This window comes from Anabaena subtropica FACHB-260 (genome assembly GCF_014697105.1).
In the GTDB taxonomy this organism is placed as follows: Bacteria; Cyanobacteriota; Cyanobacteriia; order Cyanobacteriales; family Nostocaceae; genus Trichormus; species Trichormus subtropicus.
In genome coordinates, this window is sequence record NZ_JACJRF010000065.1 from 1 (window position 1) to 19,940 (window position 19,940).

The window sequence follows — 19,940 nt, forward strand, 5'->3', positions numbered from 1 at the left end:
GTTCTTCTTCGCTCTCTGCGATTTCAATCTTAAAAGTGCGGCTCATGGTTATTTTAATTTATCGAGTTTGTTTCCTCTATTATATGCACCTTCATATTAAACTGGTATAAGTTATTTGATAAAGTCAATGATGAATATTTCGCTGCCAGTCTTGCCAAACCACGCCTAGCCTGGAGTCGAATTAATACTTACCGTAAATTAGGACATTATGAGTCAGCTAGAGATAGGGTAGTGATAAGTTCGACTCTTGATGATGCTAAAGTACCTGAGTTTGTAGTAGAGTTTGTGTTGTATCACGAATTGTTGCACAAGTACCACGGCACGAAATGGGTTCAGGGAAGAAGAATGGTTCATACTCAAGAGTTTCGTACCAATGAAAGCAAGTTTAAATTTTACAACGAAGCATTGGAATGGTTGAAAAATTTAACATCTGTTTGTTGTAATTAAAAACGGGTTATAAAAAATTTCACAATTGTTCAGATTAGCCAAAACTAGAAGCAGCTTATGGACGTAAACGTAAATTAATCCAACTATTTAAATAATTAGATAAATAGTATCAATACTATTGAACAAAACCCCACAAAAATACAAGCACAAATCACTAATGAAATTGAATTATATTTTAAGTCTAACTTTATTATAAAAAATATTTATTTATGATAATAAGCCTAGATTTTTGATTAATTCTAGAGCTTTTTCAAAACTAATACCTTGTTTAGTAGCAATATATAAAAATGCTATAACTGATGAACGTATAGAGTTATCACAATGAATGAGAGTAGGTTTTGGCAGTTTGTCAATTGTTTGTAATACCTGAAGTGTGCCTTTATGGTTAATTTCTTCAAGTTTGACGGGTAAATTGATATAGTGCAAACCTAAAAACTCCAGCTTATCTTTCTCATTGTCTAGCTGTTCTTTTTCATCAGGAGAGCGCAAGTTAAGCACAGATTTATAACCATCTTCACTGATTTTCGAGAACTGATCTGGTATGATTTGTCCGGCGATCGCTAACTGATCATTAATTTTTCTGACAGTATTCATTGTCATCGCCTGTTTAATAGTGAGTCATCTGTTAAATGGAAAAATTAAAGATTACCAGCAACAGATTTAGTTGCTGGTAAAAAGCTTAATAATCTTGTTTTTTAGCAGGATCGCCCTCAAAAGGCTGAACGCCTGTGGCTGGATAGTCATCATCTCTAATACCGAAAATTCTCGTGACTGCACCTGAGATGTAGTTCATAACTTGCAGACAAAGTTCTTTGAGTAACTGGATGGTGTGAGACATAATCTTTTCTCCTTGTAAGCTTAGTGCTAATAAGAATTTTTTAAGAATTAATCTGTTTGAGAAAATAGTGGTTTCAGATGCCAGCATCGCTCTAATAGTTGAACTGAATCATACATCCAGCATCTTTCTAACCTTTGACGAATTTGGTAATTGTGTAAAAATTTGACAGGATTGAAAACTGTTGTAGGTGCAAATAATGGTTGATTAAAAAATTGCCAAAGTACTAAAAACTGTTTCATGAATTTATTTTTAGTGAGATATGTAAATAAATCTGTGTAAACGCCATCAATCATCAAAATCTTCTAGAGATTTTGGTTGTGTGATTGCTGGTTTAACTACGGCTAGTCTGTCTACATTGATAATTTATGAAAGAAATTTGAGGAAGTTGTGAGGAATTGACATTCCGAGCAACACATTTCATCGGGTGGGCATTTTCTTCAAAACGATACGCCACCTATTGCCACTCTTCACAAGTTCCTCAAGTTTTGGGCTTAACTTCAAGATAGAAGCTACAGTTTGCATCTCTTTGATCAATGATTTCAGCAACTCTCACAGGCCCAGAAGATGAAAAACAGAACTTTTGCAACTATAGATGGCAATGAGGCTGTTGCTCAAGTCGTCTATCAAATCAATGAAGTTATCGCCATTTATCCAATTACGCCCTCTTCCCCAATGGCTGAGTGGGCGGATGCTTGGGCTAGTGGAGGTAAAGCAAATATTTGGGGTACTGTCCCGACAGTGGTAGAGATGCAGAGTGAAGGGGGCGTTGCAGGTGCAGTACATGGGGCGTTGCAAACAGGTTCACTCACAACTACATTTACTGCATCCCAGGGATTATTGCTGATGATCCCCAATATGTACAAGATTGCTGGTGAACTGACACCTACAGTATTTCATATTGCGGCGCGATCGCTCGCTGCCCAAGCTTTATCAATTTTTGGCGACCACAGTGATGTGATGGCTACTCGTAGCACTGGTTTTGCTATGTTGTGCGCGGCTTCTGTCCAAGAAACACATGACTTTGCCCTCATTTCTACAAGAACCACTTTAGAATCACGCATACCATTTCTACACTTTTTTGATGGTTTTCGGACTTCCCACGAAATTAATAAAATCGAACTATTAACACCAGCAGATTTACAAACATTTATCCCTAATCAATTGGTTATTTCCCATAGGTCACGTGCTTTAACACCAGATAAACCAGTTTTACGCGGTACAGCCCAAAATCCTGATGTTTATTTCCAAGCCAGGGAAACTGTTAACCCTTATTACCTGGCTTGTCCAGATATCACTCAAAAAGTGATGGATGAGTTTGCCCAAATGACTGGGCGACAGTATCAACTATTTGAATATTATGGCGACCCGGCGGCGGAAAGAATTATCGTCCTCATGGGTTCTGGTTGTGAAACTGTGCAGGAAACTGTAGATTATCTCAATACCCTTGGGGGAAAAGTTGGTGTCGTGAAAGTGCGGTTATATCGGCCATTTGATAGCCAGAGATTTATCGTTGCTTTACCTGCGACTACTCGTAGCATCGCCGTTTTAGACCGTACCAAAGAACCAGGCGCATCTGGTGAGCCTTTGTATGTGGATGTGGTAACAGCTATTCATGAAGCAAATCCCAAATCTCAAATCCAAAATCTAAAATCTATAGTTGGTGGTCGTTACGGGCTTTCCTCCAAGGAATTTACACCAGGGATGGTGAAGGCTGTGTTTGATAATTTAGCTCAAACTACGCCGAAGAATCACTTTACGATTGGGATTAATGATGATGTCAGCCACACCAGTTTAGATTATGACCCCAACTTCCACATCGAACCAGACAATATAGTGAGAGCCATCTTTTATGGCTTGGGTGCTGATGGAACTGTAGGCGCAAATAAAAACTCAATCAAGATTATTGGTGAGGAAACAAATAATTACGCTCAAGGTTACTTCGTTTACGACTCGAAAAAATCTGGTTCGGTGACGGTTTCTCACCTGCGTTTTGGGACTCAACCCATCCGTTCTACATATCTCATCACCAAAGCTAACTTTGTTGGTTGTCATCAATGGGAGTTTCTGGAAAAATTGCCCATCCTCAGAGACATTGTAGTGGGGGGTACTTTGTTGTTAAATTCTCCTTACGACAAAGATGAGGTTTGGGAACGGCTACCCAGTACTGTCCAGGCGCAAATTCAAGAAAAGCAAATCAAAGTTTATGTGATTAATGCTGACAAAGTTGCTCGTGAAGCGGGGATGATGGGCAGAATTAACACGGTGATGCAGGTTTGTTTCTTCGCCTTATCTAATGTACTACCAAAGGAAGAAGCGATCGCCCAAATTAAGCAATCCATCCGCAAGACTTACGGCAAAAAAGGCGAACAGATTGTACAAATGAATATCAAAGCCGTTGATACTACCTTGGACAATTTGCATGAACTAGAGGCTAAAGAAACATCTTCCCCACTCCCCATTCCTTATTCTCCAATCCCAGAAAATGCCCCTATTTTTGTCCACGATGTCTTAGGTAAAATGATCGCCCGTGCTGGGGATGAATTACCAGTGAGTGCATTACCCAACGATGGCACATATCCCACGGGAACGGCAAAATGGGAAAAACGTAACATTGCTCAAGAAATCCCGGTTTGGGATACAGATGTGTGCATTCAATGCGGTAAGTGTGTAATGGTATGTCCCCATAGTGTGATTCGTAGTAAGGTTTACGAACCAGAACAGCTAGAGAATGCACCATCAACCTTTAAGAGTGCCAATGCTAAAGATCATGATTGGCATGGGTTAAAATTTACCATCCAAGTAGCAGCAGAAGATTGTACAGGTTGTGGTATCTGCGTTGATGTTTGTCCAGCTAAGAATAAGGCAGAACCACGGAAAAAAGCAATTAATATGCAACCACAGTTGCCGTTACGCCAAACAGAACGGGAAAACTGGGATTTCTTCTTGAGTCTTCCCAACCCTAATAGACAGGAATTAAAGCTAACTCATATTAATCAACAACAGATGCAGGAACCCTTATTTGAATTTTCCGGGGCTTGCGCTGGTTGTGGAGAGACACCTTATATTAAATTAGCAGCACAGTTGTTTGGCGATCGCATGATTGTTGCCAACGCCACTGGTTGTTCTTCTATCTACGGCGGTAATTTACCCACCACTCCTTGGACAAAGAATGCTGAAGGACGCGGCCCGGCCTGGTCTAATAGTTTATTTGAAGATAACGCCGAATTTGGTTTGGGTTTCCGCCTATCTATAGATAAGCAAACAGAAATCGCATCTCAACTACTCCGAGAACTGGCGACTGTAGTAGGTAGGGAATTAGTTGATGATATTCTGAATAATCAACAGCAAGATGAATCAGATATTTACGAACAACGCGAACGAATCGCTATTTTGCGCCAGAAGTTAAATGAAATTCAGACTGTTGACTCTAATCTCATATCTCAAATCCAAAATCTCCAATCTTTAGCTGATTATCTAGTGAAAAAAAGCGTCTGGATTATTGGCGGTGACGGTTGGGCTTATGATATCGGCTATGGGGGATTAGATCACGTTTTAGCTAGTGGACGCAATGTCAATATTCTCGTCCTAGATACAGAAGTATATTCCAATACTGGCGGACAAATGTCAAAAGCCACACCAAAGGGGGCTGTAGCTAAATTTGCGGCTGGTGGTAAACCTGCGGCGAAAAAAGACTTGGGTTTGATGGCAATGACTTACGGTAATGTTTATGTTGCGAGTGTGGCAATGGGCGCACGGGATGAACATACCCTCAAGGCGTTTTTAGAAGCAGAGGCTTATTCTGGCCCTTCCTTGATTATTGCTTACAGCCATTGTATTGCTCACGGTATCAACATAAGTACAGCAATGCAAAATCAAAAAGCTGCCGTTGATTCTGGGAGATGGTTGTTATATCGGTATCATCCAGATTTAATTAAGCAAGGTAAAAATCCCCTGCAACTTGACTCCCGCACACCGAAACTACCTCTGGAAGAATCCATGTATTTGGAAAACCGCTTCAAGATGTTGACCAAAACTAACCCAGATGTAGCAAAACAATTACTCAAAGAAGCCCAAGCCGATGTGAATCTGCGGTGGCAGATGTATCAATATTTGGCTGCAAGGGAGAGTAAATAGGGATAAATCAATTAAAAATTTAAAATTATGGATTTAACTACCAATTATCTGGGATTATCATTGCGATCGCCTCTTGTTCCGTCAGCATCTCCCCTATCTGGAGAAATTGACAATATTCTGTGGATGGAAGACGCAGGTGCAGCCGCAGTGGTTTTACCTTCGCTGTTTGAAGAACAGTTGAGCATGGAAAGTTACGAATTACATCATCACTTGACTTATGGGACTGAAAGTTTTCCCGAATCCTTAACCTATTTCCCACAACACCAGAACTTCCGCATCGGCCCTGAAGAATACCTCAACCTGATTCAAAAAAGCAAGGAAAAAGTAAAAATCCCTATCATTGCCAGCCTCAACGGTTCTTCGTTAGATGGCTGGACTGATTACGCCAGAATGATTGAGCAAGCAGGTGCAGCAGCCTTAGAGTTAAATATTTACTCTGTTCATACTGATGCTGATTTAACTAGCGAACAGATAGAGCAGAGTTATATCAATATGCTCAAGGTCGTCAAAGCATCAGTGCAGATTCCGGTAGCAATTAAGCTAAGTCCCTATTTTACCAACATGGCAAACATGGCAAAACGTTTAGATAACGCTGGGGCTGATGCTTTGGTGCTATTTAACCGTTTTTACCAGCCAGATATTAATTTAGAAACTCTAGAGGTACAGCCTAATGTACTTTTAAGCACACCTCAGGCAATGCGTTTACCTCTGCGTTGGATTGCCATTCTCTACGGTCAGGTTAATGCTCACCTCGCTGCTACCAGTGGGATTCACAACGGGCATGATGTCTTAAAAATGCTCATGGCTGGAGCAAATATAACTATGTTGTGTTCTGTGTTGCTGCGACATGGCATAGATCATATCCGATGTATCGAAGAGGAAATGCGCCAATGGATGGAAAAACATGAATATGAATCAGTGCAGCAACTCCAAGGAAGCATGAGCCAGAAGAATTGCCCTAACCCCAGTGCTTTTGAACGCGCTCAATATATGTGGGCGCTGCAAACCTATCAACCAGAATGGGGGCGAATTTACCAGCCTTCTCATTATCACGGGTAGATGAGGAATTGGGACGGGGGGCAGGGGGAAAAGGGGAATTTTCTCTCCCTTGCTTCCCTACTCCCTACTCCCACTCTCCACTCCCTACTCCCTAAACTAATATGCGTAAAAAAATAGGTATCCTCACCAGTGGCGGCGACTGTCCGGGGCTTAACTGTGTAATTCGCGCGGTTGTGAGCCATGCAAAACTTACTTATGATTGGGATGTATTTGGTATTCCTTATGCCACCCAGGGCTTACTTGAGCGTCAGGCGATCGCTCTTAATATGCACGGCTGGGATTTGCGGGGTATTGATCCACTGTTAAATATGGGTGGGACGATTTTAGGCACGATTAATAAGGGTGATACCTTAGCCCATGTTGATGAAATGCTTGCCAGTTATCAGGCTTTGGCTTTAGATGCTTTGATTGTCATTGGTGGCGATGGTAGTCTGGCTATTCTCCATGAACTAGCCAAGCGGGGTAATTGGAATTTAGTAGCTATCCCCAAAACCATAGATAATGATGTCGCCTTCACAGAATGGGCGGTAGGTTTTGATACATCTGTCAATACCATTGTTGATGCCCTCAATCGCTTGACTTTTACAGCTGCAAGTCACGATCGCGTGATGATTGTCGAAGTCATGGGACGCAGCGCCGGACATTTAGCCCTACACGCCGGAATTGCCGGTGGTGCAGATGTGATTTTAATTCCTGAAATCTCATACACAATTAGCGGTTTATGTCAACATTTAGCAGAATTGCGCGATCGCTGGCGGCGCAAATTTGCGATCGTGGTGGTTGCGGAAGGTGCAAAGTTGTGTGTGGAATATACGGAGAACAACACAAATACCAAATGCGGACGTGGTCAATACATTGCTGATCAAATCGCGCGATGCAGTAGTAATTGCATTGATACCAGAGTTTCCGTATTGGGACACATTCAGCGTGGTGGTATTCCATCAGCCTTAGACCGTCTCACAGCCACAGTCTTTGGGAAAACAGCCGTTGATTTAATCGCTCAAGGTCAATTTGGGCAAATGGTAGCTTGGCAAAATGGCGGAGTTGTCCCAGTACCCATTGCGGATGTTGTCGCTCAAAGCCCCTTACACGTAAATCCTCAAGGTTATTTGGTACAAAGCGCCCGTTCTTTGGGTATTTACTTAGGGGAGAAGAGTAATGAGTAATGAGTAATGAGTGATGAGTAATGAGTGATGAGTAATGAGTAATGAGTGATGAGTAATGAGTGATGAGTAATGAGTAAATACTCTCTGCCCCTCTGCTTCCCCTGCTCCTTCACTCCCGCATCATCATTAGATGCACTGGCTTTAATCGAACATACCAAGGAAAAGGCCTGTCTTTTAGTTGAACCCATTTTTCCTTATAAAGTTCTACCTGTAGATGATAATCATCAGAACTAGTGGGTGGTTCATGTAACTTGATATAAACAGTTGTTCTGTGCTGTGTTGCGCTTGTTTCCACTAGCCAGCAGGGAAAAGTATTATCCTCATGGGGCTGATTTGAGAAGCTGATTTGATGGGCGCGAATCCCGACAAAAGTTAAGGGTTCGGGGATGGATTCAATCACATTCAGGGTACATCCCCAGTCTGATGCTTCTATTGTTTGTGAGTCAATAAACCTAGCAGGGGAAAAGTTTTTACACTCCGTGACTTGAGCCACTATATATGTTGGTGGTCTCTCAAATATATCTTCCTTCGACCCATAGGCGATCGCTTGTCCTTGAGACAAGACTAAAAGATTGCCACAAACTCGGTAAGCTTCTTCTAATTTATGGGTAATAAACAAATTTATTCCCTCGTACTTGGAAATTACCTTAATCAGCAACTTCTCAATCTGATCCCGTAAATAACTATCTAAGGCTGAGAGGGGTTCATCTAGAAGTAAGGCTTCAGGCTCATTGACTAAGGCTCTAGCCAAGGCTACTCGCTGTTGTTGTCCTCCAGAAAGTTGATGCGGGTAACGGTCTCCCAATCCTGACAACTGCACCATCTCCAGGTATTTTGCTACACGCCTGGGGCGTTCTGTTTTCGGTAAATTTTGCAAACCAAAGCCGATATTTTGGGCTACTGTCAGGTGAGGAAACAAAGCATAATTTTGAAATACGAAACCAATGCGACGCTGACGACTAGGAATATTTATTCCCCGTTCGCTATCAAATAAGACTCGCCCATTCAAAATGATTTTACCTTGAGTGGGAGTTTCCAACCCCGCAATACAACGTAAAGTCATGCTCTTACCAGAACCAGAAGCGCCTAACAAACCTAAAGGATTTTTATCGGCGATAAAGTCAACATCTAGGGCGAAATCGGGTAAATTTTTGTGTAATTTGACTATAAGTTCTGGTTCTGACCTGGGAAAACCTGAATATTCACTATTTTCTGATGATAATCTTTGATACGAAAAATTATTTCCCCAGATTGCTTTATCTTGAAACTGACCAAAAATCAGAAAATTCAAGATTTTTTTGGTAAAAGTGTTAGTCTTTCTCTTCAAAGATTTTGCAGGACGTTGAGCCGTAGACCAAGAGTTAATCGCCGCAATTACACCCAAAGAAATCGCCACCATCACCAATACCCAAATTAAGGCTTTACGCATATTCCCCGCTTCCGCCGCAAAAAAGATGGCGATGGGTATGGTTTGCGTTTTACCGGGAATACTACCCGCCAGCATTAATGTAGCCCCAAATTCACCTAAAGCTCTAGCAAAAGAGAGGATCGTACCACCAACCACACCAGGCCAAGCTAATGGCAGAATAATTTGCCAAAATATCCGCCATTCGGGAGATCCCAAAGTGCGGGCGCTGTTGATAAAGTCAGTTTCAACTTGCTCAAAAGCTCCCAGCACTGTCTTATACATCAAAGGAAAGGCCACAACAGTAGACGCAATTACCGTTGCAGGCCAAGAGAAAATCAGACTAACTCCTAGTCCCATCAAAAGTTGACCAACTGGACTGTTAACACCAAACAAAAGCAGCAACAAGAAACCTACTACTGTTGGTGGTAAAACCAGAGGTAAAGTGAAAATACCATCAATGAAACCTTTACCTTTACCTTGATAATTCAGCATCCACCAAGCAACGATGATTCCCGAAAAAAAGGCAAAAATTGTAGCAACAAAAGAGGTTTTGAGAGAAATCCACAAGGGAGATAAATCAGCTTCCATTTAACTAAATGCTGGTAATTGCTGAGGAACAAGGAATCGTAATACGTATTAGTTGAGGCGAGTAAATCCGTATTTCTCAAATACTGGTTTTGCCGTGTCACTAGAAATAAAATCGACAAATTCCTTTGCTGCTGCTTGATTTTGACTGCGTTGTATGACTGCTATGGGATAGATGATTGGTTTATGACTGCCTTTTGGTGCAGTAGCAACTATCTTGATTTGGTTTGAACTTTGAGCATCTGTAGCATAGACAATACCTGCATTCACGTTACCAGTCTCTACGTAAGACAAAACCTGACGTACATCTTTGGCAAAGACAATTTTTGGTTTGACGGCATCATATAATTTCAATGATGTCAAAACTTCCTGAGCGTACTGTCCTGCGGGAACACTTTCGGGGTCGCCAATAGAAAATCGTTGGACTTGATTACTGCTTAAATCTTGAAAGTTGGCAATACCAGTAGTTTTTTGAGAAGCAATTAAAACAACTTCATTTCCTAATAAGTTTTTGCGAGTACCTGGAAGTAGAAGATTTTTTTTATCTAAAGCCTCTATTTGTCTCTGTGCTGCCGAAATGAAGACATCAACAGGCGCGCCTTGTTCAATTTGTTGTTGTAGAGAGCCAGAACTACCAAAGTTATAAGTAATTTTAGTGTTTGGATATTTTTCTTTGTATACAGGTGCGATCGCTTTCATGGCATCCTGCATACTAGCCGCTACTGATATTGTCAGTTCTGTTGCTTGAGCCTGTGAGGTTAGAGTTGCGTTAGGAATATTTGTTGCGACCTGGTTACAGCCTACTACTGCTAAAAATGAAACCAATATCCAGGCTGTCAGGCTGAAAAAATGTTTCCTTTTCATCGGGCGATCTCTAATTTTCCATAGAATACCAACTTATTGCGGTAATATACCAACTTTTTTAGTATAAAATTGGTAAATTGCTTTGGATAAATTCCAGATGTTAAATAGCGATCGCTATCCTTATATTGCTTCTTTTAGTATGAATAGTGGGTAATTAATGTTATTTTTAGGTGATAAAATCCTGACAAAAAGCAACCTCATTCTTACATTCATTGTCACCAATTAAGTTGGTAAAAAAATTATACATATAAAAACTCATTGTAGATAGGCGATACCTGCTTATCTACAAAATTTTTACCAAACTTTTAAGGCGTTTCCTGGGGGGTAATTATCTCAGGTAAGTGGCTGGAATGATTGGCTTGCAATCTTACCCAGACAAAAAAGGGAATTGCTAGTAATTGAGTAGCCGAAGAAAAGACAATCAGCATAGTCAAGGAATGATCATACAAAACACCCATCAAGGCGCTACCGAGAAACCAAGATAGACCATAGCCTGTACTAAAGATTCCGTAAGCAGTAGCGCGTTTACCCTTAGGAACCATGTTGGCGATCGCCGCTTTGAGGACTGATTCTTGCGCTCCCATTCCGATACCCCAAAAAGCCATACCTAGTAAAGCCAAGCGGCTATCACCTAAAAATACTAGTGGTGCAAATAAGGACGAAATAAAAGCAGCCACTACCAAGGTGTAAATACCAATGCGGTCAAAGAAATATCCAAATATCAAAGCAGCGATCGCATCTACACCCATAGCCAAAGCATAAAACAAAGGAATTGTCTGTCCAGAAGCAACGCCTCCCTTTTGGAAATGAAAGGCAATCAAGGGAAAATCGGCATAACCAGCAGCAATAATTGCGACAGCACCCAGATAAATCCAGAATATTCGCGGTAATTTATCTGATTGATCACCCTCAATTTCTGCTTCAAAATCGCTGGGATTGGGATAAATAAATTGTAAAACCAACAACACAATCAATCCCAAAACCGCAGGCACTATCAAGATTGTGAAGGCATGGCGATATTCTCCCTGGAAATAAATCATGGCGGCGATCGCCAAAGGCCCCATGACTGCACCAGTTTGATCCATTGCTTCGTGCAGACCGAAGCCAAAACCTCGACCGATTTGACTAGCACCGTGGGATAGTAGTGCATCTCTTGGGGGAGTACGAATTGCTTTACCTGTGCGTTCCGCCATCATCAGACCAGCCGCAGCTTCCCATCTGCCAGTTAAAGCCAATAACGGCACAACGGCTGTGTTCAAAATGTAGCCGAGAGTTGTGATTCCCCAATATTTGCCAGTCTGGTCGCTGAGATAACCAATAACTAAGCGCAAACCATAGCCAATCAATTCTCCAAAACCAGCTACTAAACCTACCACAGTGCCACTAGCGCCTAAAACCTGTAAATAAGCTCCTGTAATACTACGCGCTCCTTCATAAGTAGCATCAGCACACAAGCTGACAAAACCTAGTAAAATCACAAACCTCAACGCAGCCGACTTCTGTGGCATACTCCATAATTAATAATTAGACATCCCCACATTGAAGCATGGGATCTAAAACAAAAGCTGGCTGTGTGTGTAAGAAAATATTGGAGTAAGTGTAGAGTACTTGAATTATTAATATATTGTTAAAGTTGGAGATTTCTGCTATCACATCTTTGATAGTGGTTGCCGCACACAGGAATTTATTATGCTAGTACAGGGGATAAGGGACTAGGCAGGGAGCAGGGGGAAGACAACAAAATATTATCTGAGTAAATTGGATAATTTATTTTATGGAAATCCCTAAAGTGATCAATAGCCAGATGATTACCAGTGTCAAACTAGTAACTACTATGACAATGATGCTGAAAAATCATTTTCTTTTCTTACAAAGAGCAAACTAGGTAAACTTTTTGCGTAAAATCAAAGCTTGATGGGATTTTACAAAAATTATTCAAAATAACCAATTTTATTGGTAATCTTATGCCAAGAAAAGAACAAGGATGGGTTACATTTCAAACATCTGAAGAAGAGCGCAAAATTTTAGAAGAGTTTTGTCAACACTCTCAACGCACAAAGACCGAAATTCTCCGAGAATTGGTACGTGGTCTAGATGGATACACTTCATCATCTGCACCACCAATACCAACCAAGTCTAAAGAAAAGAAAAAGACTGATGATTTGGAAGTAGCAACTATTGTGCCTAAACGACCTCTTAAAGTCAGTTCTCGCAATATTCTTAAAGGTATCGTGAAACAAGTTGTCAGAGGAGAAGTTAGCACTCAAGTAACATTGAGAGTTGTGCATGAAGTTGAGTTAACTTCAATTATTACGACAAACGCAGCAGATGAGTTAGAAATAATCGAGGGTACGGAAGCTTATGCAGTAATTAAGTCCAATGATATTGCTATTGCGAAGGATTGAAGGAAAAGGTAATTTTTACAAAAATCTCAATTGCGCTTTTCCACACCCGCAAATATGCAACACCCTCAATTCTTCTAATTTCAAGCTTTCAGTACATGATGTAAGCTATTTAATAATTCTTTCGCAGTGAAGGGTTTTGGTAAAATTTGCCGCACACCAATCACATCTGCTTGTGACAAGGTTTCTGTAGAATTGATGCCACTGCTGGCAATAATTTGTACCTTGGGGTTCATTCTTTTTAAGGTGCGAATGGCGGTGACACCATCCATTTCTGGCATCATCATATCCATGAAAACAGCGCTAATACGATGCTTGTGTTGGGCATAGAGAGCGATCGCTTCGATGCCATTACAGGCTGTCAGGGCGCTGTAGTTATGATTTTCGAGAATCATCTTGGCAATTTCGCAAATTGGAGCTTCATCATCAACAACTAAAATCAATTCTCCATTACCTAGTGATGTTTCCATCTCGTCTTGGATTAAATCTGGCGTTGCTTGGATTGCTGGCAAGAACAGCTTAAATTTACTACCTTGACCAACTTGGCTGGAGACCTTGATAAAACCACCATGACCTTTGATGATGCCTAGCGCTGTTGAAAGCCCCAATCCTGTACCAGATCCCACCGCTTTTGTAGTGAAGAATGGCTCGAAAATCTTGTTTAAAATTTCTGGGGGTATGCCCGTACCAGTATCAGTGATGGTCAATTGAATGTAATTACCAACAGAAGCTTCTAAAATCATGCTGGCATAGGTTTCGTCAATAAATATATTTTTTGCTGTGATGTTGATACTGCCACCATCAGGCATAGCATCACGGGCATTAACGACGAGATTCATCAGCACTTGATGCAATTGGGTGACATCTCCAGATACAGCCCACAGTTCTTCTGGAAAGCTAGTAAGAAATTCAATTGATTTGGGAAATGTCTGTTTACCAATCAGGATAATATCGGTAATTAAGTGCTTGAGTTGGACTATTGTCCGTTCTCCTTTAAAACCCCGTGCAAAGGATAGCACCTGTTTGACTAACCCTGCTCCCCGTCTGGCGTTACTTTCTACAATCTCTAATAGGTGTTGCGATCGCTCCGAATCTTGGTTAATTTTGATTTTCAAGAGTTGAGATGCTGCCAAGATTGGTGTCAAAATATTATTCAGGTCGTGAGCAATTCCACCTGCAAGTGTACCGAGGCTTTCTAATCGTTGAGCGCGAAAAAACTGTTCTTCTAGTTGTTTTTTCTGGGTAATATCGGTGTCAACAATTAAAATTGATTTCGGTTGCCCTGCTGCATCACGCATTAGTGTCCAACGGCTTTCAACGATAATTTCTTTGCCGGATTTAGCAAATTTTCGCAACTCACCTTGCCACAATCCTACCTCAATCACAATGTTGAGAGCTTCTTCATCGAGGTGCAATGAAGTTTCTGGATATAGTAACTCTTGGACATTGCTGCCAATAGCTTCTTGTTTTGACCAACCATACAGATATTCTGCCCCTTGATTCCAGAATAAGATTTCGCTTTGTAAATCTCTGACAAAAATCGCATCGGTAGCCACTTCCAGTAAAGCCGCTTGCTCACTAATTTTTTGTTCTGCTTGTTGGCGATCGCGCAGCGCGGCTTGCTGTTCACTGATATCGGCAAAGGAAGTAACTACTGCATAGGGGATGGTTTCATTTTCCCGACACAGAGGCTGAGAATTAATGGAAATCCAGGCTAATTCTCCATCTGGCTTGTGAACCCCCATAATGACGTTAGAGCATGATTGATTTGTTCGTAAAGTTACCATTGCTGGATGCTGTTCACGAGGGAAAGGAGAACCGTCTTGATGAATGGTACGCCAATGCTCGCCAACACAAGTGCGTTCCATCATTTGCTCTCGGCTTAACCCTAAAATTTTCTCAGCGCTGTGATTACAAGTAATAATCTTGCCATCAGCACCATGTAAAACAATCCCCTCACTCATGGTTGTCACCACGGAGCGATAGAGTTCTTCACTTTCTTTGAGGGCTATTTCTGCTTGTTTGCGATCGCTAATATCTCTGGTTGTACCAATCATTCTGATGGCCTGACCAGTTTCGTTGTAGTAAACTTTGCCTCTGCCACTGAGCCAATGGATGCTGCCATCAGGCCAGATAGTCCGATATTCAATGGTAAATGGGACTCCTTGTTCAATACTGTTAGTGACAGATTGAGTGAAACCCTCTCGGTCTTGAGGATGGATTAATTGTAGAAAGTCTTTAGGACTTGGACATAAAGTTGTGCTTGGCAGACCATACAGTGATCCCATGTTGCCAGACCACAAAGTTTCATTGGTCAAGAGATTCCAGTCCCAGATACCCATGTTGGCAGATTCCAAAGCTAAATTCAATCTTGTCTCACTCTGCCGTAGTGATTCTTCTGCCTGTTTGCGTTCAGTGCCACCATATAAGAAAACTTTGCCTTGTGGATCCTGCATGGCAAACCTTCTATCCCCAATCCAGCGCGTCGAGCCATCTGGTCGTAAAATGCGATATGCCTGCTTATAGCCTTGATCACAAAATTTTATCTGCTGTGATTTTTGTAAGGCTTGAATACTGCTAACAGTTTTTACCTGATTCAAACCTTGCAACAAGCTATTTACAGTCACAATACCGCTCAATTGCTCCCTATCGTTCAAAATTGGCAGATGACGAATCTGATGCTGATGCAATAGCGATAAAACTGTGAAAATATCTTGAAAATCTGACATTTTCATAGTGATGATTGGATATGTCATCACGTCAACTATTTTCACATCCGATAAATCAAATCTTGACGCAGTCAGCCTTACTAAGTCTCGCTCTGTGAAAATTCCCAAGAGATGACCTGCTTCAATCACTAAAACATAGCTAGTTTCTTTTAAATCCCTATTGCCATAAGTACACGATGAGTTTAAGCTAGTCGATGGCAAACTCTTCGGTTGTTGCTGATTCATCAAGCTAACAGCATCTGTGACATATGTATCAGGACTAACCGTCAAAGGATGACGATCAATCAAATGGTCTAAATTGTGTAGATGAATCGGCGGCTCATCGAATCGCATAGTTAATTCGTCAATCTTCATTATCTTATTGACCGCAGAACGAGTTGGTGAAACTGATCGTGAGCAAATTGTGAATCTTGAGATTTGACTGAAAGTTAATTGAGCTTTATCGCAATTTCTAATAAGAAATTGTTATTGAGTACTACTAGACAAAACAGCCATATTATGCACCCAACGATTAAGCCGGATGGGATGTTAATTTAACTTAGATACTCTTCAGAATTATTCTATTGGCAAATCACTAATAGATGATCTATGACTTTAAAAAGATTATCTTATTCAATGGTTGTACTATGCCAATTAGGCTGAGATAAATAGAGATTTATATTTCAAATAGTGGCAATTGTTTTTATCTATGGTCAATAGTCATTATTTCTCTTTTCTCCCTGCCCCCCTGCCTTTCTTACTCCATTGCTCGAATTTGTTTGTTTGCTTCATTCTGCGCCCTTAACATTGCCTGCTGTAATGGTTGTTGTGCTAATAGAGCGCTAACAAACTGATTATCAAAATTGTTCACAATTGGGGCTGGGTATTTACCAACTTGCCACGGGGTAGCATCATTAACTCCAGCAACTAAAGGCGATCGCAGTGGATCTTGTGCATATCCCAACTTTTGGGATACTGATTTACGCGTAGGTAAAGCAAAACCTGTGCTTGTCCATTTCTGCATTCCGGCTTTACCTGTGAGGTAGGAAATTAACTCCCAAGCTTCGGTTTTGTGCTGTGATTGTTTATTCATTACATAGGCGACGGTAAATACCATTGTGCCTTTTTTGTTATTAATAGTTGGTAATTGTGCAGTGGCAAATTCTAATTGAGGAAAAGTTTCTTTTAAATAAGGAATTGCCCAATTACCTTCAATTACCATCGCTACTTTCTCTTGACCAAACATTTCACTACCTGAGTTTGTTCCTACATCAGATTTTTGGGCAGATGATTTATCTTTTTGATACTGATCTATGACTAATTGCAATCCCTGTAAGCCAGCTGCACTAGCAAAGGTAGCATAACCATTTTTATCGACTACTTCCCCCCCAAAAGCTCTAATTTTGTAAGCCTGACGTGCTAATTCAGGCATTTCTCCAAAGCCATACCTGTTGAGTTTACCTGTCAATTTTTGGGAGTAGGTGCGTAATTCTTGCCAAGTTGTTGGCGGACTGCTCAAATCAGCAGCAGCAAAGGCTTTTTTGTTATAAAACAGCGCCAAGGTGGAATAGTCTTTAGGAAAACCGTAGATATGATTCTGATATTTAAAGCTATTTAATAGATTTGGTTCAAAATCGGCTAAGTCAAATTCGGGAGTAATGTAACGATCCAGTGGTTCCAGCACATTCTGACTCATCAAAAAAGGAGCCTCCAGCGCATCTAAATAGAAGACATCAGGGGCTGCTTCTCCAATCAAGCGGGTTTTGATCACATCCATATATTGGTCAGAAATTACCTCATATTTGACCTTAATAGTTGGATGCTGTGCTTCAAAGTCTTGCAAAACCTGTTTCAACAGTTTTCGCTCCACCGGAGAACCCCCCCACCCACTAAGTTTAATGGTGACAGGAGTTGATGCTGGAGATGAACTTTGTATTTGCCAACTATGGTAAGCAATGATAGCGATCGCGATCGCCATCACTAATCCCAGAAATTGCCACCAACTTTTTTTCATCACAACCAGATGGGAACTAGGGGAGAGTAACTATTGATTAACTTTCCAACTTGCTAAATCTGCTAGAGAGCGATCGCGGTAACGTCCATAACGCTCTGGTTTACTTTTGATTTTCACACCCAAATCTGGCAAAATGCCAAAGTTAGGGGGCATTGGTTGGAAGTGTTTAGGCGAGGCAGAACTGATAAATTCCAATAATGCGCCTAACATTGTGGTTGCTGGTAAAGCTAAAGGTTCTTTACCTAAAGCCAATCTTGCAGCGTTGGTTCCCGCTAACCAACCACCGGCGGCGGCTGCTGTGTAGCCTTCCGTACCAATCAACTGTCCAGCCGCTAATAAGGTGGGACGCTGCTTAAATTGTAGGGTAGGTAGCATTAATTGGGGCGCATTAATAAATGTATTGCGGTGCATCACTCCCAACCGGACAAATTCCGCCTTTTCTAACCCCGGAATTAACTGAAATACGCGCTTTTGTTCACCCCAACGCAGATTAGTTTGAAATCCCACCATATTCCACAACTGACCGGCTTTGTCTTCTTGTCGCAACTGCACCACCGCATAAGGACGTTCTCCAGTCCGGCTATCAGACAAACCCACTGGTTTCAGGGGGCCGTAGCGCATGGTATCTTCTCCCCGTTGTGCTTGTTCTTCGATGGGGAGACAGGCTTCAAAAAATTTGGCTGTTTCTCGGTCAAAATCTTTGAGTTCTGTTTGTTCAGCCTGGCGGAGTTCTTCCCAAAAATGTAAATACTGTTCCTTGTTCATTGGACAGTTGAGATAGGCGGCTTCACCTTTGTCATAGCGCGAAGCCATAAAAGCGATATCCCGGTTAATGGAATCTCCTACAACGATGGGACTAGCCGCATCAAAAAAGCTCATGTATTCCATCCCGGTGAAGCGATGCAAATCTGCCGCCAAATCGGGACTAGTCAAGGGGCCAGTTGCTAAAACTACAATTCCATCGGGAATGGCTGGGACTTCACCACGGCGAAATTCTACTAAGGGATGGTTTGCCAGAGTTTGGGTTAAATCTTGACCAAATTGACCCCGATCTACTGCTAGTGCGCCGCCTGCGGGTACGGCGTGTTCATCGGCTTTGGAAATTACAACAGAACCCAGTTGGCGTAATTCTTCATGTAGTAATCCCGTCGCGCGATCGCTGGCCATTGCCCCAAAGGAGTTACTACACACTAACTCCGCTAAATGTTCTGTATGATGGGCAGGGCTGAAGCGTTTGGGACGCATTTCATGCAAAATTACTGGCAATCCCGCCTGGGCGATTTGCCATGCTGCTTCTGTCCCAGCTAGTCCACCTCCAATTACTTGTATCGGTTGTTGAGTCATAGCTAATTTTTAATACTTAATTAAATACACTTGCTCGGACTGTTCATATATCCACAATCATAAATGATTATTTCCCAAAATACCGTAGGGTGGGCAGTGCAGCACCATATCATCTCTTTGCCGTGCAATGCAGCGCCCTACCAATAGTTTTTCCTTCAATCATCAAATCAACTATTGGGCGAATATAATTCGCCAGGGCTAGTATTAATTTAAACTTTACAAACAATCTCTAAAACTTTTTCATATATTTCTGTTTTATAGCTTCTACCTCTTGCCTCAATTCATGGGCATGAATTAAACCAACATAACCTCTAAATTGACAATTACCATCAATATTATAAACAGACACGCGGGGAACATGAGCTAGATTATCGCGCATTCTTAATCTACCGCTACCATCTGAAAATGGAAAATTCTCTCTCAACTTATCAACATTACCGAATAACTGATCCCAGCTATTTTGCTCTAGAGGATTTATTTCCTGTGCAGATTTTCTCTCTTTTAACAAAGTAATAGTCATACCCGGCACTTTTGTTAACCGCTCAATCACTTTATCTATGATTTTTTCATCCTCTAAAAGATTATCGACAATAATTTTTACTGTTTGAGGACAAGTCCAATAGTTAATATGAGCATCTGCTGCACCTGCGGCGATCGCTGCTAGAGAAAAAGCCTGATTGACACCTGGGTTGAGTTTACTAGCTGCTTCCATAGCAGTAAATTCAGCAACTGCGCGCACAGTTCTTTCTAAATCGTTGGCATTGGTAGATATAAATTTATCTTTCACCGATAAATTACAGCCATGCTTTAATTTTAAGCTAGAGCTTATAGGGTAAGCGATTAAATCTGAAGAATGAATAATATCAGAAATGTTGAAAGCTGATACAAAACTTTACATTCTTAGTTAGACTAACTCCAAAAGTCCTAAAATAGTCAACATAACATTATCTCCTCAAACCAATGAACATAAC

Annotated in this window: 15 protein-coding genes; 5 read left to right on the plus strand and 10 right to left on the minus strand. The window is 41.3% G+C overall.

The annotated features are described in order from the left end of the window. The first annotated feature begins 93 nt into the window (after positions 1 to 93). On the plus strand, positions 94 to 447 hold the full coding sequence (locus H6G18_RS25315; protein WP_390825728.1) for a SprT-like domain-containing protein: 354 nt from the start codon (positions 94 to 96) through the stop codon (positions 445 to 447). A gap of 207 nt (positions 448 to 654) precedes the next feature. Here H6G18_RS25315 and H6G18_RS23000 read toward each other — a convergent pair whose 3' ends face one another. From H6G18_RS23000 to H6G18_RS23010, 3 genes are all read right to left on the minus strand, one after another. Further along, complete coding sequence (locus tag H6G18_RS23000; protein WP_190409414.1) at positions 655 to 1,041, minus strand: beta-lactamase hydrolase domain-containing protein; 387 nt, start codon at positions 1,039 to 1,041, stop codon at positions 655 to 657. Between the two features lie 85 nt (positions 1,042 to 1,126). Next, a complete protein-coding gene (locus H6G18_RS23005; protein WP_190409415.1) occupies positions 1,127 to 1,285 on the minus strand; it encodes a hypothetical protein in 159 nt (52 codons plus the stop codon). Positions 1,286 to 1,332: 47 nt separating this feature from the next. Next, the gene (locus H6G18_RS23010) at positions 1,333 to 1,524 is read right to left on the minus strand and encodes a hypothetical protein (protein WP_190409416.1); all 192 of its coding nucleotides are present in this window, start codon (positions 1,522 to 1,524) and stop codon (positions 1,333 to 1,335) included. A 325-nt stretch (positions 1,525 to 1,849) separates the two neighbouring features. Here H6G18_RS23010 and nifJ point away from each other — a divergent pair, with 325 nt between their 5' ends. From nifJ to H6G18_RS23025, 3 genes are all read left to right on the plus strand, one after another. Then, positions 1,850 to 5,419 carry a pyruvate:ferredoxin (flavodoxin) oxidoreductase gene (gene nifJ / locus H6G18_RS23015; RefSeq protein ID WP_190409417.1) on the plus strand — a complete coding sequence of 1,190 codons (3,570 nt, stop codon included), beginning with the start codon at positions 1,850 to 1,852 and terminating at the stop codon, positions 5,417 to 5,419. A 27-nt stretch (positions 5,420 to 5,446) separates the two neighbouring features. Continuing rightward, positions 5,447 to 6,478, plus strand: a complete 1,032-nt coding sequence (locus H6G18_RS23020) for a dihydroorotate dehydrogenase-like protein (RefSeq protein WP_190409418.1) — start codon at positions 5,447 to 5,449, stop codon at positions 6,476 to 6,478. Positions 6,479 to 6,579: 101 nt separating this feature from the next. Next, positions 6,580 to 7,644 (plus strand): ATP-dependent 6-phosphofructokinase, encoded by a 1,065-nt coding sequence (locus H6G18_RS23025; RefSeq protein WP_190409419.1) that lies wholly within the window; start codon positions 6,580 to 6,582, stop codon positions 7,642 to 7,644. Positions 7,645 to 7,753: 109 nt separating this feature from the next. Here H6G18_RS23025 and modB read toward each other — a convergent pair whose 3' ends face one another. The 3 genes from modB to H6G18_RS23040 all read right to left on the minus strand — a co-directional run bounded on the left by modB (position 7,754) and on the right by H6G18_RS23040 (position 12,009). Next, entirely contained in the window at positions 7,754 to 9,640 is a 1,887-nt protein-coding gene (modB, locus tag H6G18_RS23030; protein ID WP_190409420.1) for a molybdate ABC transporter permease subunit, read from the minus strand. Between the two features lie 48 nt (positions 9,641 to 9,688). Then, a complete protein-coding gene (gene modA / locus H6G18_RS23035; protein ID WP_190409421.1) occupies positions 9,689 to 10,501 on the minus strand; it encodes a molybdate ABC transporter substrate-binding protein in 813 nt (270 codons plus the stop codon). A 305-nt stretch (positions 10,502 to 10,806) separates the two neighbouring features. Then, a complete protein-coding gene (locus H6G18_RS23040) occupies positions 10,807 to 12,009 on the minus strand; it encodes an MFS transporter (RefSeq protein WP_190409422.1) in 1,203 nt (400 codons plus the stop codon). 456 nt (positions 12,010 to 12,465) lie between these two features. On the opposite strand from H6G18_RS23040, the gene H6G18_RS23045 reads away from it, so the two are divergent. Next, on the plus strand, positions 12,466 to 12,906 hold the full coding sequence (locus H6G18_RS23045; RefSeq protein ID WP_190409423.1) for a TOBE domain-containing protein: 441 nt from the start codon (positions 12,466 to 12,468) through the stop codon (positions 12,904 to 12,906). 80 nt (positions 12,907 to 12,986) lie between these two features. Here the strand turns inward: H6G18_RS23045 and H6G18_RS23050 are convergent, their stop codons facing one another. From H6G18_RS23050 to H6G18_RS23065, 4 genes are all read right to left on the minus strand, one after another. Then, entirely contained in the window at positions 12,987 to 15,986 is a 3,000-nt protein-coding gene (locus tag H6G18_RS23050) for a PAS domain S-box protein (protein ID WP_190409424.1), read from the minus strand. A 382-nt stretch (positions 15,987 to 16,368) separates the two neighbouring features. After that, complete coding sequence (locus H6G18_RS23055; protein WP_190409425.1) at positions 16,369 to 17,625, minus strand: ABC transporter substrate-binding protein; 1,257 nt, start codon at positions 17,623 to 17,625, stop codon at positions 16,369 to 16,371. Positions 17,626 to 17,655: 30 nt separating this feature from the next. Further along, a complete protein-coding gene (gene trmFO / locus H6G18_RS23060; RefSeq protein ID WP_190409426.1) occupies positions 17,656 to 18,969 on the minus strand; it encodes an FADH(2)-oxidizing methylenetetrahydrofolate--tRNA-(uracil(54)-C(5))-methyltransferase TrmFO in 1,314 nt (437 codons plus the stop codon). Positions 18,970 to 19,198: 229 nt separating this feature from the next. After that, positions 19,199 to 19,756, minus strand: a complete 558-nt coding sequence (locus H6G18_RS23065; protein WP_190409427.1) for a hypothetical protein — start codon at positions 19,754 to 19,756, stop codon at positions 19,199 to 19,201. Positions 19,757 to 19,940: the final 184 nt, after the last annotated feature.